16 protein-coding genes and 1 pseudogene are annotated in these 15,485 nt (G+C 69.6%); 9 read left to right on the top strand and 8 right to left on the bottom strand.

The genetic code is table 11. The features are described from left to right. Positions 1 to 14: 14 nt before the first annotated feature. The 3 genes from SSPN_RS0107425 to SSPN_RS0107415 all read right to left on the bottom strand — a co-directional run bounded on the left by SSPN_RS0107425 (position 15) and on the right by SSPN_RS0107415 (position 3,230). On the bottom strand, positions 15 to 371 hold the full coding sequence (locus tag SSPN_RS0107425; protein ID WP_010693276.1) for a hypothetical protein: 357 nt from the start codon (positions 369 to 371) through the stop codon (positions 15 to 17). Between the two features lie 66 nt (positions 372 to 437). Further along, on the bottom strand, positions 438 to 2,255 hold the full coding sequence (locus SSPN_RS0107420) for a glycoside hydrolase family 15 protein (protein WP_010693275.1): 1,818 nt from the start codon (positions 2,253 to 2,255) through the stop codon (positions 438 to 440). 153 nt (positions 2,256 to 2,408) lie between these two features. Next, entirely contained in the window at positions 2,409 to 3,230 is an 822-nt protein-coding gene (locus SSPN_RS0107415; protein WP_010693274.1) for a bifunctional allantoicase/(S)-ureidoglycine aminohydrolase, read from the bottom strand. A 427-nt stretch (positions 3,231 to 3,657) separates the two neighbouring features. Here SSPN_RS0107415 and SSPN_RS59420 point away from each other — a divergent pair, with 427 nt between their 5' ends. From SSPN_RS59420 to SSPN_RS0107405, 3 genes are all read left to right on the top strand, one after another. After that, on the top strand, positions 3,658 to 3,825 hold the full coding sequence (locus SSPN_RS59420; protein WP_083821619.1) for an IS3 family transposase: 168 nt from the start codon (positions 3,658 to 3,660) through the stop codon (positions 3,823 to 3,825). Between the two features lie 138 nt (positions 3,826 to 3,963). After that, positions 3,964 to 4,887, top strand: a complete 924-nt coding sequence (locus SSPN_RS0107410) for an NADP-dependent oxidoreductase (protein WP_044572690.1) — start codon at positions 3,964 to 3,966, stop codon at positions 4,885 to 4,887. Between the two features lie 202 nt (positions 4,888 to 5,089). Further along, positions 5,090 to 6,007 carry an LLM class F420-dependent oxidoreductase gene (locus tag SSPN_RS0107405; protein ID WP_010693272.1) on the top strand — a complete coding sequence of 306 codons (918 nt, stop codon included), beginning with the start codon at positions 5,090 to 5,092 and terminating at the stop codon, positions 6,005 to 6,007. Positions 6,008 to 6,114: 107 nt separating this feature from the next. Here SSPN_RS0107405 and SSPN_RS42840 read toward each other — a convergent pair whose 3' ends face one another. Both SSPN_RS42840 and SSPN_RS0107395 read right to left on the bottom strand, forming a co-directional pair. Next, positions 6,115 to 6,543: a DinB family protein gene (locus SSPN_RS42840; RefSeq protein WP_010693270.1), complete on the bottom strand. Its 429-nt coding sequence runs from the start codon at positions 6,541 to 6,543 to the stop codon at positions 6,115 to 6,117. Between the two features lie 67 nt (positions 6,544 to 6,610). Further along, the gene (locus SSPN_RS0107395; RefSeq protein WP_010693269.1) at positions 6,611 to 7,357 is read right to left on the bottom strand and encodes a DUF427 domain-containing protein; all 747 of its coding nucleotides are present in this window, start codon (positions 7,355 to 7,357) and stop codon (positions 6,611 to 6,613) included. Positions 7,358 to 7,670: 313 nt separating this feature from the next. Between SSPN_RS0107395 and SSPN_RS48665 the strand changes: the two genes are divergently transcribed. Then, positions 7,671 to 8,681, top strand: a complete 1,011-nt coding sequence (locus tag SSPN_RS48665) for a DivIVA domain-containing protein (RefSeq protein WP_010693268.1) — start codon at positions 7,671 to 7,673, stop codon at positions 8,679 to 8,681. Between the two features lie 16 nt (positions 8,682 to 8,697). Here SSPN_RS48665 and SSPN_RS0107385 read toward each other — a convergent pair whose 3' ends face one another. After that, on the bottom strand, positions 8,698 to 8,892 hold the full coding sequence (locus SSPN_RS0107385; protein ID WP_029535063.1) for a hypothetical protein: 195 nt from the start codon (positions 8,890 to 8,892) through the stop codon (positions 8,698 to 8,700). Between the two features lie 117 nt (positions 8,893 to 9,009). Here SSPN_RS0107385 and hrpB point away from each other — a divergent pair. The 3 genes and pseudogenes from hrpB to SSPN_RS48660 all read left to right on the top strand — a co-directional run bounded on the left by hrpB (position 9,010) and on the right by SSPN_RS48660 (position 12,746). Then, positions 9,010 to 11,422, top strand: a pseudogene (gene hrpB, locus SSPN_RS42830) (ATP-dependent helicase HrpB). Between the two features lie 94 nt (positions 11,423 to 11,516). Continuing rightward, positions 11,517 to 12,077, top strand: coding sequence for a ferritin (locus SSPN_RS0107375; RefSeq protein WP_029535062.1), 561 nt, complete (start codon positions 11,517 to 11,519; stop codon positions 12,075 to 12,077). Between the two features lie 207 nt (positions 12,078 to 12,284). After that, complete coding sequence (locus tag SSPN_RS48660; RefSeq protein ID WP_101376715.1) at positions 12,285 to 12,746, top strand: STAS domain-containing protein; 462 nt, start codon at positions 12,285 to 12,287, stop codon at positions 12,744 to 12,746. Here SSPN_RS48660 and SSPN_RS0107365 read toward each other — a convergent pair. Both SSPN_RS0107365 and SSPN_RS0107360 read right to left on the bottom strand, forming a co-directional pair. Next, positions 12,735 to 13,613, bottom strand: coding sequence for a class II glutamine amidotransferase (locus SSPN_RS0107365; protein ID WP_237710478.1), 879 nt, complete (start codon positions 13,611 to 13,613; stop codon positions 12,735 to 12,737). The two genes, SSPN_RS48660 and SSPN_RS0107365, sit on opposite strands and share 12 nt — an antisense overlap. Positions 13,614 to 13,667: 54 nt before the next feature. Next, the gene (locus SSPN_RS0107360; protein ID WP_237710477.1) at positions 13,668 to 14,513 is read right to left on the bottom strand and encodes a helix-turn-helix transcriptional regulator; all 846 of its coding nucleotides are present in this window, start codon (positions 14,511 to 14,513) and stop codon (positions 13,668 to 13,670) included. A gap of 317 nt (positions 14,514 to 14,830) precedes the next feature. Here SSPN_RS0107360 and SSPN_RS56480 point away from each other — a divergent pair, with 317 nt between their 5' ends. Next, positions 14,831 to 15,022 (top strand): hypothetical protein, encoded by a 192-nt coding sequence (locus SSPN_RS56480; protein ID WP_010693251.1) that lies wholly within the window; start codon positions 14,831 to 14,833, stop codon positions 15,020 to 15,022. Between the two features lie 102 nt (positions 15,023 to 15,124). After that, the gene (locus SSPN_RS0107345; RefSeq protein WP_010693249.1) at positions 15,125 to 15,409 is read left to right on the top strand and encodes a DUF1540 domain-containing protein; all 285 of its coding nucleotides are present in this window, start codon (positions 15,125 to 15,127) and stop codon (positions 15,407 to 15,409) included. The last annotated feature ends 76 nt before the right edge of the window (positions 15,410 to 15,485 follow it).

Genomic DNA, 15,485 nt, shown 5'->3' with positions numbered 1-15,485 from the left:
AGGCGACTCTTCGGCTAGGTGAGCAGTTCGCGGATCCTTTCTGCGTTCAGGCCTGCACCGAACAGATTGCCCTCGTCCATCATCTTTACTTCCTGCATCGTGGTCAGCACGTGCTCGCAGTTGAACGAGACCGGGCAGTCGCACTTGCCTTTCGCGAATCCGAGAGACGCGCCGCCGAGCTCGCGGAAGTACGCCACCGGCTGGTAGAAATCGCCGTCTCGGCCATGCACGGTGCCGGCACGGGCGTTTTCCGGATCGTCCCAGTGCATCCGCACAACCGCGTGCTGCTCGGCGTACCGCACACCACGCGCGTACGAACGATTGTCGACAACGGCGAGCATGGCGTCGAGATCGACACCGTGCAAAGACACGAACTGATGCGGGCAAATTATCGTTCGCCTTTGGTGGCCTGCGCCGGTGGCATCGGCCCGGCTGGGTCAGCCGAGGGCCCGGTCGAGGTTGAATGCGGCGCTGATCAGGGCGAGGTGGGTGAATGCCTGGGGGAAGTTGCCCAGTTGCTCGCCGGTGTGGCCGATCTCCTCCGCGTAGAGGCCCAGGTGGTTTGCGTAGGTGAGCATCTTCTCGAACGCCAGCCGTGCTTCTTCGAGGCGTCCGGCGCGGGTCAGCGCCTCGACGTACCAGAACGAACAGATCGAGAACGTGCCCTCGGTGCCTGGCAGCCCGTCCGGGCTGGCCTGCGGGTCGTAGCGGTAGACCAGCGAGTCCGACACCAGGTGCTCGCCCAGCGCGTCGAGCGTCGACAGCCACTTCGGGTCCGTCGGGGAGACGAACTTGGCCAACGGCATCATGAGCACCGCGGCGTCGAGCACGTCGTCGTCCTCGTGCTGGACGAACGCGTGGCGCTTGTCCGACCAGCCGCGCTTCATGATCTGCCGGTAGATCGTGTCGCGGGCCTGCCGCCACCGCGGGATGTCGGCAGGCAGACCCCGGTGGTTGGCCAGCCGCATGGCGCGTTCGATCGCCACCCAGCACATCAGCCGCGAGTACAGGAAGTTCTTGCGTCCGCCGCGGGTTTCCCAGACGCCCTCGTCGGGGCGGTCCCAGTTGGCGCAGACCCAGTCCACCACGTCGACCACTTCGTCCCAGCGCTCGCTGGAGATCGGCGCACCCCACTTGTCGTAGAGGTAGATCGAGTCGATCAGCGCCCCGTAGATGTCCAGCTGGAACTGGTGGACGGCGGCGTTGCCGACGCGCACGGGGGCCGAGCCCAGGTAGCCGCTGAGGTGGGGAATTTCGCGTTCGGGCAGTTCGCTGCGCCCGTCGATGCCGTACATGATCTGCAACGGTCCCGACGAGTCGCAGTGGCGGAGGTCGACGTACTTGGACAGGAACCCCATGAACGCCTCGGCCTCCGCGGTGAACCCCAGCCGCAGCAGGGCGTACACGCAGAACGCGGCGTCGCGAATCCACACGTAGCGGTAGTCCCAGTTCCGCGCGCCGCCGATGCTCTCCGGCAGGCTCGTCGTCGGCGCGGCCACGATCGCGCCGGTCGGCGCGTAGGTGAGCAGCTTCAGCGTCAGCGCGGATCGGTGCACCATCTCTCGCCACCGACCGCGGTAGCGGGACGCGGACAGCCACTGCCGCCAGAATCGCACCGTGGCGGCGAACTCGCGTTCGGCCTCGGCCAGCGGGCACGTCCGAGGCATCACGTCGCCGCCCACCTGGTCGAGTGCGAACACCGCGACCTCGCCCTCGTGCAGCTTGAACGCCGACCAAACGTCCGTTCCATCGGGCTCGACCGGCACGCTTGCGGTCAGCGCCAGGGACAGCGACGCCGACTCGAAGATCGCGTGGCAGCCCTCGACGCGCAGGGTGTGCGGACATGTGGCGTAGTCGAGCCGAGGCGCCACCCGGGCGCGGAACGGCAGCGACCCCCGCACGCACACCACCCGGCGGATCAGCCGGTGCCGGCCGGCCTCGCGCGAATCGTCCACGATCGGCATGAAGTCCTGGATCTCGCCGACGCCGTCCTCGGCGAAGAACCGGGTGATCAGCACGTTTGTGTCCGGGAAGTAGAACTGCTTGGTCCGCGCGGGCACGTCGGCCGCGAGTTCGAACGAGCCGCCCCGGTCGGCGTCGAGGATGGCCGCGAAGACGCTCGGACCGTCGAAGCGGCCGCAGCAGTACCAGTCGATCGTGCCGTTGGTGCCCACCAGCGCCACGCTGCGCAAGTCACCGATCAACCCGTGGTCGGCGATCGGCAGGAATCCCGAAGGTTGTTGGCTCGGAGTCACGGGCACCTCCCGTGCGGCACTCCCGTGCGCCTGCTCGCCGGCGCCGGGTCCGACACCCTCGTTCTACTCTGCGCCCGGGCGGTGCACCAGTGCGAACGAGCGTGGCCCGGCGGAAACCGCCGGGCCACCGCTGCGCCATGCCTGGGAGGTGCGTCAGGTCAGCTTGATCTGCCGGTTGACGTCCTTGTAGAGCAGGTAGCGGAACTTGCCCGGACCACCCGCGTAGCAGGCCTGCGGGCAGAAGGCTCGCAGCCACATGAAGTCTCCGGCCTCGACCTCGACCCAGTCGTCGTTGAGGCGGTACACCGCCTTGCCTTCGAGGACGTAGAGGCCGTGCTCCATCACGTGCGTCTCGGCGAACGGGATCACCGCACCGGGATCGAACGTCACGATGTTGACGTGCATGTCGTGCGAGAGGTCGTTCGGGTCGACGAACCGAGTGGTGGCCCACACACCGTTGGTGTCGGGCATCGGCGTCGGCTCGATGTCCTGCTCCTGCACGGCGAACGCCTTCGGCGTCGGATAGCCCGCCACCGGCTCGTAGGCCTTGCGGACCCACTGAAAGGTCGCCGCTGCGTCGGACTCGTTGGCCACCGACCAGCTGCCGCCCGCCGGGAGGTACGCGTACCCGCCCGCGGTGAGGACGTGCTTCTCGCCCTCGATGACGACGTTCAGCGTGCCGGTGAGCAGGAACAGCACCGACTCGACGCCGCTCTCCGGTTCCGGCTCGGCGCTGCCACCGCCGGGCGAGACCTCGACGATGTACTGCGCGAACGTGGTGGCGAACCCGGCGATCGGCTTGGCGAGGATCCACGCGCGGGTGCTGTCCCACCCGGGCAGGTTGCTGGTGACGATGTCGCGAAGCACGCCACGAGGGATGACGGTGTACGCCTCCTTCACGACCGCCCGGTCGGTCAGCAGCGTGGTCTGCGACGGCAGGCCGCCCTCGGGGGCGTAGTACGTCGGCTCGCTCAAGTTGCAACTCCTGTCTTGATCGACGTTCACACGCTGCCGTGCAGTGCTTGCCGGGTGCGCCGCGGGCGGAGCGTTGTGTGATGTGCACAGCGTAAGACCCCGAAGTGGCTCGGGACAGCTGCCCGAGGTCTACGTATACATGACACTCGGAGCTTGCTGAACCGCTGAACCGCGCTGAATCGGTTTGGCTCGGGACTGTCGCGAGTCGTGGGGCGGCCACTCCGGCCGTTTCCCGAAGCGCGCCCGGACGTCCTCGCGGTCGGCGAGCTGGGCGGGGAACCCGGGGCCGAGTTCCTTGTGACCGAGTCGGCGGTCAGCGGTTCCGCGCAGCCGGGCGTTGAGGGTGTTGCGGGCCAGACCAGGGATTGCTGGAAGTCGTCGAACCGCCGGATCCCCGCGAAAGGCCTCGCCGTGTTCGCTGGCCTGCATGGTTTCGCCAGTCTGGCGGCCAGCGGCATGCTCCTGGACACGAGCATCGACGCCGCCCTCGACCGCGCTGGACGACTACATCACCTGGTTCAACACCACTCGAGGCCACACACACTGCAAGGGCCTGAGCCCGGTGCAATACCGGGCCCAGACCCTCGCGGCCTAGACTCTTACTTAACGAGTCCAACTTCCGGGGACCATTTCAGGGCGCGGGTGCCCCTCACCTGGTCCATTCCCTCCGGCGGGCCGCCTGCGGCGGGAGCGGTCATGCTGATGTTGTGTCCCAGCGATCCTTGGATGTCACATGAGGGCGATGAGCTACCAGCAGTACGGTGATCCGGAGGTCCTCGAACTCGCCGAGCTGCCGATGCCGAAGGTGGCGCCGGGCGAGGTACTGATCCGGGTGCGCAGCGCCGCGGTGAACCCGGTGGACTGGAAGCTGATGGCCGGGTACCTCGACGGCGCGATGCAGACGTTCTTCCCGGTGGTGCCGGGCTGGGACGTCGCAGGGGTGGTCGAGTCGGTCGGGCTCGATACACCGGAGTTCCTGCCCGGCGAGGAGGTCATCGCGTACGCGCGTAAGGACTTCGTCCACGACGGGACGTATTCGGAGTTCATCCCGGTGCCGACGCGGTCGGTGGCGCGGAAACCGGCCGCCGGGGACTGGGACCAGGCCGCCGGGCTCCCGTTGGCGGGGCTGACCGCCTACCAACTGCTCACCCGGCTCGGCACCGAGTCCGATGACATCGTGCTGATCCACGCCGCCGCCGGGGGAGTCGGGGTGCTCGGTTCGCAGATCGCGCTGGCCAAGGGCGCACGCGTGATCGGCACCGCCTCGGAGCGAAACCATGAGTTCCTCCGGTCGCTCGGCGTCGAGCCCGTCGCCTACGGCGAGGGCCTGGTCGAGCGCGTGCGCGCGTTGGCGCCGGTCGGCGTCGACGTGGTTGTCGACTTCGCCGGGGGAGCTCTGCCGGTCACGCAGGCGGTCCTGCGGGACGGCGGGCGCCACGGCTCCATCGCCGACGCCTCCGTCGCGGACGCGGGCGGGACCTACGCGTGGGTTCGCCCCGACGGCGACGACCTGCAGGTACTCGCCGATCTGGTCGATGCAGGCAAGCTGACCGTGCCGATCGCCGAGGTCTTCCCGCTGGAACAAGCGGCCGAGGCGCTGCGGCTGAACCAGACCGGCCACGTCCGGGGCAAGATCGCGATCAACGTTAGCCGCTGAGGAATCCTCGACTCCGGGATCGCCGATTTGTGTATGACCAATGACGCGGCTTCGGGGCTGTCCTCGTGAAAAGGCGTCCGAGAACCCGCTGCGGTGCAAGTTGCACAGGTGGGCTACGCAGCTTCGCTCTTGTCAAAGACAAGAACCGGGCGCTGCGTGGCGAGGGGCTGTCGGCCGATCCGGGCGCCGATACGATCGGCGCATGAGGCTCGCGATCTCGATCCCGCAGTTCTTCGCCGACGGCGAGTTCGACGCCTCCGGCTTCGCGGCGCACCTGAAGCGCGTCGAGGAGCTCGGCTTCGAAAGCGCTTGGACCCAGGAGCAGGTGCTGGGCACGATGCCGCAGCTGAGCCCGATCGAGACGATGACCTTCGCGGCTGCCTGCACCGACCGGCTGCGGCTGGGCTGCGCGGTGCTGGTGACCACCCTGCACAACCCCGTGCACCTCGCGAAGAGCCTGAGCACGCTGGACCAGCTGTCCCGAGGCCGCCTCGAAATCGGCGTCGGCACGGGCGGCAAGGGCCGGATGTTCGCCGCGTTCGGCGTCGAACCCGAGCGCTTCGTCGGCCGCTTCACCGAGGGGCTGGAGCTGATGAAGCAGCTGTGGACCCGGCCCCGGGTGACCTTCGACGGTCGCTTCTGGCAGCTCGAAGACGCCGCGATGGAGCCCAAGCCGTTCCAGAAACCGCATCCGCCAATCTGGTTCGGCGGCAGCAGCCCGGCGGCGCTGCGCCGCGCGGTCCGGCACGGCAACGGCTTCTTCGGCGCCGGATCATCGCCCACCGCGCAGTTCGCGGAGCAGGTCCGGACCGTCGTCGCCGCGCTCGCCGAGCAGGAGCGGGACGCGGCCGAATTCCCGATCGCCAAACGCGTCTACGTCGCGGTCGACGAATCGCCCGAGCGAGGGCGGGAGCGGATGAACGCGGCGCTGGAAAGGCTTTACGGCCGCCGCTCCTCGACCATCGAGGCCGCCGCGGTCGCCGGAACGCCGGAGGACTGCGTGCGGGCGTTGCGCGAGGTAGCAGCCGCCGGTGCGCAGCGCATCCTGCTCAGCCCCATGTTCGACCACGCCGAGCAGACCGAACGCCTGGCGGCCGATGTCCTGCCGCAGCTGCGTTGATCCGCGCGATGGCTCTCACGAAGCGGCCCGAACCAGGCGGAGTTGGCCGATCTCGGCGGCGTTCTTCATCAGTTCCGCGTTGATCCAGCCGACCATGTGGGCCACGGTCATCTCGGGTCGTTCTGCCACGGGAACGGCGCGGCGGCGTCCAGGTCTGCGTCGGCGAGCTCGTCCAGCACCGCCAGCCAGTCCGCGCGGAGCCCTCGCAGCCAGTCGATGGTCGGCTGCCCGGCACCGGGCCATTCGACCTCGGTACGGTCGCGCGGCGTCTGGCCCTGCGCGCGGTCGATGGTCACGCTCCACCACCACCCGATGTGCCAGGTGACCCAGCCGATGGTCGGGACCGGGATGGGGTCGGGCTCGGTATCGGCCCAGTCCGGCACCCACGCTCCGCCGTCGCCCAGGCGCATCGTCCAGCAGCACTTCGCGGGTTCCCAGAGGAAGTCCTCGGGGCTCAGCTGTTCCAGGTGCAGCTCGAACAGCGACCAGGTCAGGTCGAACTGCCAGCGCAGCAGTTCGCGACGGGATGCAGGCATGGGATGATCTTGTCATCTCGTCCGCGCGGAGTGGCAGCGCTTTCCGAAAACCGTCCACGATGGACTGTCAGGAGAACGGGGTGCGCGGCTGCTCCTGAAGTTCGCCGTCGATGGTGATCTCCACCCGCTCGTCGTAGAAGCAGGCGAGACCGGCGATCTTCTGGCTCTCCGGGAACGGCGCGCGGTAGGTCCAGACGATGTCGGCGTGTTCGGTGCCGTCGATCATCGCGTTCCAGTACGTCGCGGTTCCCTTGTACGGGCATTGGGTTCGCCGGTCAGACGGCCGCAGCAGGTCGGTCCGGAGGTCGGTCAGCGGGAGGTAGTAGCGCGGCGGCAGCCCGGTCTCGAACAGGACGAGTGGGCGGTGCGAGTCGGCCACGACGACGCCGCCAATCCGCACGGTGACGTGCCGCGAGCTGGCCAGGACGTCGACCCGCTTGTACGGGTCGCGGGGGTGCACGTACACGGGCTCGTCCTCCTCGAACCACTCGTCCAGCGCGCCCCATTCGAGCCGCACCAGGTTCGGTGCTGCGGAGGAGTCCGGGAACCGGACGGCGGCGCCCTCGGCGACGGTTCCGTCGACCAGCACGTCGTGCACGTCGCCGTCCCCGACGCGGTCGATGTGGCGGGTTTCACCGGTCGGGCGCAGCGTCGCCTTGACGTCCTCCGCCGGTAGGTAGTAGGTCGGGTAGTAGGGGTGCTCCCAAACGAGCATCGGACCCCTGGTGTCCGCGACCAGCCGGCCGCGGAGGTAGGCCCGCACCCGTTTGGGCGATCGCTGGATCCTCGGCTGCTCACCGGTGTTGTCGGTCATCGCGCCCTCCGATGTCGTGCGGTACCCCCATCTTGGCTCTCTGGCGCGTGGCGGGCCAACTGTCCTAAGTGGATGATTCATCGCGGCGGGACTCGGCCGTTCGGACGCGCCTGCTGGGCGCACTGTCCGAAGTCGGCCGGGCACGCGGCGCAGCGTGGGGCGAACGCGCCATTTCCGGGGTGGTCGGAAGGCTTGATCTCGCGCGCGGCCTTGGGCAAGCTGTTCGCGCAGAACGGGCGGGTCGGGGGCTCAGGCGTGGCACGCCGGGCAAGCGTCCGAGAAGTCGACGCGGCATGCCCTGGAGGCACGAGGAATGCTCAACCCCGACGACGTGCACAACGTTGCGTTCGCCAGGACGTGGCGGCGCAACCGCGGCTTCGACGAGGCAGAGGTCGACGAGTTCCTCGAACGCGTCGAGGAGACGCTGCGAGGGAAGCGGCTGGTGACCGTGCGCGATGTGCTGACCGCCCGGTTCAGCCCGGGCAAACCTGGGCGGGCCTACAAGAAGACCCAGGTCGCTGAGTTCCTGGACCAGATCGCGCTGACCCTGATGAAGCTGGAGGTGCGGGAATCCGAGCGCCGCGGGCAGCGGGGGAGCGGCACGGCGAGCGAGCGGAACACCTTGGTCCGGCGTGCCGACCGGGCTGTGGCGGCGCCGCGGCCCGAACCGGTGCAGCGGGCCGCCGAGCGCATGCCACCGGGACGCGTCGAGGTCTTCCACGGGCACGCGACGTCGCAGTCCGCGCTGGACAAGGCCGAGGTCGACGCGTTCATGGACCGCGTCGAAGCCACCCTCAGCGGCGCCGACACCCTCACCGCGCAGGACGTGCTGGGCGTCCGGTTCAATCCTCCCGGGCCGGGCCAACCCGGTTACCAGGAGGCCAGCGTCTTCGCCTTCCTCGTCATGGTCTCCACGATCATCAAGAACATGACACCGCGTCAGGGGAACCTTCCGACGCAGCGCATCCCGGTCGCCCGCGCCTTCCCGCGACCGGTGGGCCCCGAGACGCCCCAGCTCACCTCGGAGGCGATCGGCAGCGTGGTGCTGAGCGGTTCGACGGCGGGCAAGCGCGGCTACGACGAGGACCAGGTCGACGACTTCCTGGACCGCGTCGCCGCGACCCTGCGCGGCACCGACACGTTGACCTCGAACGACGTGCAGACCGTCGTCTTCCGCGAGCAGCCCGAAACCGGCGCCGGCTACGACCAGGCGGAAGTCGAATCGCTGCTGGACCTCATCGCGGACCGCCTGGACAGCGACGCCCCGCCAGCACCGGTGGGCGTTCGCCCCGGACGGAACCGGGGTGAACGCCGACGCCGTTGATCACAAGCCAGTGCCATCAGCTGCGCAGTGCCTTGCGGTACAACAAGTTGCCCAGGCGCTGGGCCGCCTGCACCAGCACGCTGATGATCAGCACCGCGACCCCGGTGCTGCCCCACTCGAAGCGCTGGTAGCCGTAGGTGATGGCGAAGTCCCCAAGCCCGCCGCCGATCGTGCCCGCGACGGCCGTCATGTCGACGGCCGCGACGAACACGAAGGTGTAGCCGAGATCAGCGGCCCGAGCGCCGGCCCGGTCCCGGTGGTCCTCCGCCCTTATGCGGGCAGCACGGATGCAGGCGTCGGCTGGTCGGGATGGCAGGATGAGGCCGTTATGCTCGACTTCCCCGAACTTCCCGTCCGTTCCGCGCTCGACGACGTCACTCGTGCGCTTTCCAAGCACGGCACGGCGGTGCTGGTGGCTCCGCCGGGCACCGGGAAAACGACGTTGGTCCCGTTGGCGCTCGCCGAGCAGGGCCTGCGCGTCGTGGTCGCTGAGGTTGGCGACCCGAACCGCGGCGGAGCGCATGGCGAGCCTGCTCGGCGAGAAGGTCGGGCAACGCGTGGGGTACTCGGTTCGGGGCGAGCGCCGTCGTGGTGCGGAAACGGTCGTCGAGGTGGTGACCTCCGGCCTGCTGGTGCGGCGGCTGCAATCCGACCCCGAGTTGTCCGGGGTCGACGTGGTGATGCTCGACGAATGCCACGAGCGGCATCTCGATGCGGATCTCCTCCTGTCGTTGCTGCTGGACGCGCGGGACGGTCTGCGGCCCGATCTCCAGGTGCTGGCGACCTCGGCCACGGTGGCGGCCGGCCGGGCGGCGGAACTGCTCGGCGCCGCCCCGGTGCTGGAGGCGCACGCGCGGACGCACCCGGTCCGAACCGCATACCTGCCGCCGGCGCGAGGCGAGCGGATCGAGTCGTGCGTGGCGCGGGCGGTGCGCACCGCGCTGGCCGAGCAGGACGGCGATGTGCTGGCGTTCCTGCCCGGGGCCGCCGAAATCCGCCGCGTCGCGGGCCAACTCGAAGGGTCCGATGTGGACGTTCTGCCGCTGCATGGGCGGCTCAGCCACGCGCAGCAGGATTCGGCGCTGCGGGCGGGGGAGCGGCGCCGGGTGGTGCTGGCGACGGCGGTCGCGGAATCGAGCCTCACCGTGCCCGGGGTGCGCGCCGTCGTGGATTCGGGCCTTTCCCGGGTGTCGAGGGTGGACAACCGGCGCGGCCTGGCCGGGCTGGCCACGGTTCGGGTGTCGGCGGCGGTGGCCGAGCAGCGGGCGGGCCGCGCCGGTCGGCAGGGGCCGGGCGTGGTGTACCGGTGCTGGCCGGAGCACGAGCACAGCACGCTGCCCGCCTACCCGGAACCGGAGATTCGGACGGCGGACCTGACCCGGCTGGCCCTGGAACTTGCGTGCTGGGGAACGCCTGACGGATCGGCGCTGACGTGGTGGGACGAGCCGCCCGCCGGTGCGCTTGCGGCGGGTCGGGAGGTGCTGCGCGGGCTCGGCGCGTTGGAACCTTCCGGCGCGGTGACAGATCGGGGCCGCCGGATGGCCGAACTCGGCCTGCACCCGAGGCTGGCCCGGGCCTTGCTCGACGGCCGCGAACTAGCGGGTGTGGACATCGCCACCGAGGTCGTTGCCCTCCTCGACAACGACGCCCTGACCAACGAAATCGACGTGACAACCGCACTTTCCCGATTGCGGCGGGGCGCGCCGGGCAGCGATCGGTGGCGCCGCGAGGTCCGCAGGCTGCGTGCCTCGGTGCAGCCGCATCCCGGAACCTCCGATCGCGACGATGCGGCGCTGGTCGTCGCGCTGGCGCAGCCCGAGCGGCTCGCGCGGCGCCGGGGCGCGGAGTCGGCGGTGTACCTGATGGCGTCCGGCACGGCAGTGGAGCTGCCCGGCAACTCCGGGTTGCGCGGTTCGGAATGGCTTGCCGTGGCTGTCGCCGACCGGTCCCCTGGCAGCGCCTGCGGCACCGTCCGCATGGCCGCACCGGCAGACGAGGAGCTGGCCCGGAGCGCGGCGCCTGCCCTGGTGACCACTGGCGACGAGATAGGTTGGGTCGACGGCGATGTGCGCGCGGTCCGGATCGAGCGGCTCGGCGCGATCGTCCTGAGCCAGCGGCCGATCCGCTGTCCGGAACCCGCCAAAGTCCGGGAGGCGCTGCTGGCGGGCCTGCGTGCCGAGGGGCTGGAACTGCTGTCCTGGAGCGAGGATGCGCGGCGGCTGCGCCAGCGGCTCGGGTTCCTGCACGCCCCCCCACCGACGACGGAGCGCTTCTGTCCGCACGGAGCGCTTCTGTCCGCAGTGGACCATTGGTTGGAGCCGGAGCTCTCGGCGGCGCGGCGGCGGCGGGCCGATCTCCGGATTCCGGCGGGCGTCGCGTTGCGACGGCTGATCCCCTGGTCGGCGGCGGGTTGGCTGGACGAGTTCGCGCCGGATCGGATCGAGGTCCCGTCCGGCTCCCACATCAAGGTGGACTACCGGGACGACCGCCCCGCACTGCCCGTGAAACTGCAGGAGGTCTTCGGCTGGCAGGACGTGCCCCGCATCGCCGACGGCCGGGTTCCGGTCGTGCTGCACCTGCTGTCCCCGGCCGGGCGACCGGCGGCGGTCACGGCCGACCTCGGCTCGTTCTGGCGCAACGGGTACCAGCAGGTGCGCGCGGAACTTCGCGGTCGTTATCCGAAGCACCCGTGGCCGGAAGACCCCGCCACCGCGACCCCCACCCGCCGCACCCGGAGGTGAATCCGTCTGCTCGTCGTGCCGGGGATCGCTCGATTGGCTCGAATCGCGGCGGGTGACGAGTAGCCGATAGCGGTGCGTTTTAGCGTTGGCGCCCATGACCAGTAGCGTGAAGAAGATCGACCCCCGCACCTCGCGCAGCCAGCACCTCCTGGAAGAACAGGTGGCCAACGAGTTCGGCACCGCGCAGCAGTACCTGGCGATCGCGGTCTGGTTCGACCAGCGGGATCTGCCCCGCCTGGCGACGCACTTCTACCGGCGCTCGTCGAAGAAGCGCGACGACGCGCTGCGGATCGTGCAGTACATGATGGACAGCAGCACCGAGGTGGAGATACCGGCCATTCGGGCGGTGCGCAACGACTTCACCGAGCCGCGGGAGCTCGTCGCGCTCGCCGTGGCACAGGAGCGGTCGGTGACCGCCGAGGTCGCCGCGTTGACCCAAACGGTTCGCGAGGACGGCGACTACCTGGGCGAGCAGTTCATGCGCTGGTTCCTGGCCGAACAGGTCGATGCGGTCTCGCGGCTGTCGACGCTGCTCGACGTCCTGGACCGGGCTGACGGAAACCTGTTCGACGTGGAGGACTTCCTCAAGCGCGAGGACATCGGAAGCAGCGCGAACGACGCGCTGGCTCCGCGGGTCGCGGGCGGTTCGAGCTAACTTGCATCGGCGCTTGCTGCGAGTGACGGCTGCTGTCACCCGGTCGTGGGGCGTCGCCGGAGGTTCGGCACCCTTCGTGTTGTGATGCGCGCGAAATGTCATCTTCCCTGGTGATCTCGGTTTCGGTCGTAGCGTGGGAGACGGCCTGCTGCGGATTCCCGCTACGTGGCCGACCGCTCGAATCCCGAAGCACAGGGGAGGCTGCACATGCCCTTCGCCGAGTTCGGCCGGACCGAAGTTCCGGCGCCGCGCACCGAACGCAGCGCGGAAGACCTCGCGCCCAAAGCCGAGAAGCTGAGCCTGCGCACCACGCGCCCGGCACCCGGCGTCATCGTCATCGAAGCGGCCGGAATCCTGGACATGAACAGCGCTACGCAATTCGCCGAGGCGGTCCGCGCGCACCTGACGGCCGCCACCCGAACCGCCGTCCTGGACCTCTCCGGACTGTCCTTCCTGTCCACCGACGGGGTCGTGGTGCTGATGGAAGCCGGGCACCGAGCCCTGATGCGTCAGGCGAATCTGGTGCTGGTCTCCCAGAACCGGATCGTCGACCGCTTGCTTGGGATACTCGACATCACCGACCGGTTCACGTACGCATCCACTGCGGACGCTGCGATCAGCGCCGCCGACGCGACACCCGCCTTGGGCGAGCCGGTGTCACGCCTGTGAGGCTGCGGCGTGCGCATCGAGATCGGTCAGGGTTAGTTGTTGGCGCGGCGGGTGGTCCACGACGAGCTCTCGCGTGACCGCTAGTGCGCCGTCGGCGTGCAGCAGTTCCCCGGGCCGCAGTTCCCGCCAGCCTAGGTCCTCGTCCATCCGCTCGCTGGCCACCACCACCGCCGGGGTCTCGGCCAGCTGACCGCTGCGGGCGCGGATGCGCCCGGCGGCACTGGCTTGGTTCAGGTACCGGTCGCGGTGCGGACCGCCTGCAGCGCGCTCCAGCACGCATAACCCGTGCGTGTCCGGATAGCGCAACGCCCACATCTCGGTCTGCGTGGCGAGGACCAGGTTCAGCGCATAAACCGGGAGCGAGTCGGCGACCCACCGCGTGGCGGCGGCGATCCCGGCACCAACAGCACCGCCGTTCGCGTTGATGTGCTTGGTGATCAGCGCGAAGAAGCGCTCGGAATCGGTGTCCCCCGCGACGAGCGTCCGGTAGTCGCCGACTTCGTCCTCCAGCGCCGGGAGATCGCCGATCACGCCGTCGTGCGCGAACAACCGGCCCTGCTGCTGGAAGGGGTGGGTGTTGCGCGGTTCCAGGGCACCCGTGGAGGCGTAGCGGATGTGTGCGATGAACGTGCTCGACTTGCATTGCTTGGCTTCTTCGGCGAACGCCCGGTCCTCGTATGCGGCCAACGGGCGCTTGTCGACCTCAGGTTCACCTTCGGCGGTGAATGTGCCGAGCCCTGTCCCGTCCGGTTCGCGACGGCTCTGCCGCGCGAGGCTGTCGGGCGCTTCCAACAACCAGAACGTGGCGTGCACCCGCGTTGGTGCGGCGGACAACCCGAACAGCCGGCACATCGCAACCCTCCGCACGAATCCGCACCACCATGTGGGAATACCCGGAACTGCGGCAGCGCAATCAAGACGTCAGGGCAGCGCGCCCCAGCGCCGGGCGACGACGACCGCCTCGTGCCGGGTGTGGACGTCCAGCTTGCGCATGGCGCTGCGCAGGTAGGCCTTGACTGTTTCCGGCCGCAGCGAAAGCCGCCTCGCCGCCTCCGCGTTGCTGCACCCCAGCGCGATCTGGGAGAGCACGTCCAGCTCGCGCTGCGCCAGCGAGGGCGCATCGACATAGTCGCGGGCGGCTGTGAGATGGGCCAGCCGTGCGCACGCCCGGTGCAGGCGGTCGCGGAGGGCCGCGTCGTCGAGCCCCTGGGCGATGGCGCGGAACTCGGCGTGCAGCTCGCGAACCTCTTCGCTCGCCATGCCGTCGCGAGGCACCGCGCGGTCGGCCTCCACCACGTCCAGCAGTCGCAGCCGCCGGTCGACCTCGTCGCGGATTGTGAGCTCACCGGCCAGGTGCAGGGTCGCGTCGACCACGGTATCGAGCACCCGGTCACCGAGCGGGAACGCACCGCGCGCGGCACCGTAGAGCACTCCGCGAACGGAACCGCGAACCGTCACCGGCGCGGCGACCACCGAGCTGATCCCTTCCGCGAGTACCGGCGCGTCGTAGTCGTGGCTGATCGTCACGGCAGACCGGTAGTCCTGCACCGCACCGGGACGCCGGGATGCCAGGACCTGGCCGCCGAGCCCGGCTTCAGCGCGCACGCGAAGTCCTTTCAAGGCGGCAGTGCGCATGCCAGCGAACTCCGAGAGCCGCACGGAACCGTCCGCGACCTGCCCGCCGAAGACGACCGGCACGTCGGCCCGCTGCCGCACCACCCGCAGGGCCTGCCGGAAAGCATCCCCATCGTCCGGGCGCAAGTACACGATCCCCACACCCCTTCCGGGGGTATCGCGGCGTGATGTGTGGCGCGGAGCATAACCGCTGGCGATGCCGGGGCAAAGGAGCGCACGGCGGGAAGGACCTTTGGTGAGCATCGAGTCGAGTGCCGCGGCCAGGACAACAACGCAGCCGGAACGGGTAACCGAGACTGCTCGCGCGCGGGTAGGCGTGCGCGGCGAACTTGCGTTTCACCAGTTGCTGGAGGTCCGCGACCAGCGAGTCGTCGCGGTGAGGTAAGCGTCCGTCGGCGGACAAGCGTTCGGCGGTCTTCTCCGGTGCGGCGGTGCAGGCGGAGAACCACATGAGCGGGCTGTCCGCGACGTGGAGCGCGATGCCCCCGGCAGTGCGCGGGGGCGCGGGCTCGTCCCTGTCGTCGTCCAGCACCTCGGCGCGCCATCCCGGCAGCACCGCGCCCATCGACCCCGGTTTGACCGGCTGGCGAACGCCGCCGGCCAAGCCGTTGCTGCGCCGGCAGCGCCGGGCCGACGGCTGACTTCGGCACCCACCGGATCTGATGCCGGGCCGCCGGGCCCGGCCCATCATGGCGGGTGTTGCCCATCATGGCGGTTGTTGCCGACGAAATCAGGTGGGAGTCATGGAGATGCCTCTGGTGAACAAGTGCACCGCCGGAAACTGCGCGTTCAACCACGGCCAGAACTGCCACGCCCTCGCCATCACCATCGGCCATCCGCTCCGCGCGCAGTGCGACACGTTCTGCACCGCTCCGGTCGAAGGCGGCGTGCCTGACGTGGTCGGCCACGTGGGCGCGTGCAAGATGTCCGACTGCCGGTACAACGACCACCTCGAATGCCAGGCACCCGGCATCTCCGTCGGCTACGAGCAGGACATCGTGGACTGCCTGACCTACCAGCCCGCTTGAGCCGCCCGAGTGCCGATTCTTACGATGCGGAAAGCCTCAACGTTCCGCTGCGCGTCCGATACGCTGAGTAACGAAG

It is taken from the genome of Saccharopolyspora spinosa NRRL 18395, assembly GCF_000194155.1.
Classification (GTDB): domain Bacteria; phylum Actinomycetota; class Actinomycetes; order Mycobacteriales; family Pseudonocardiaceae; genus Saccharopolyspora; species Saccharopolyspora spinosa.
Note: the sequence above shows the minus strand (reverse complement) of the source record. Positions and strands in the feature narration are given on the sequence as shown.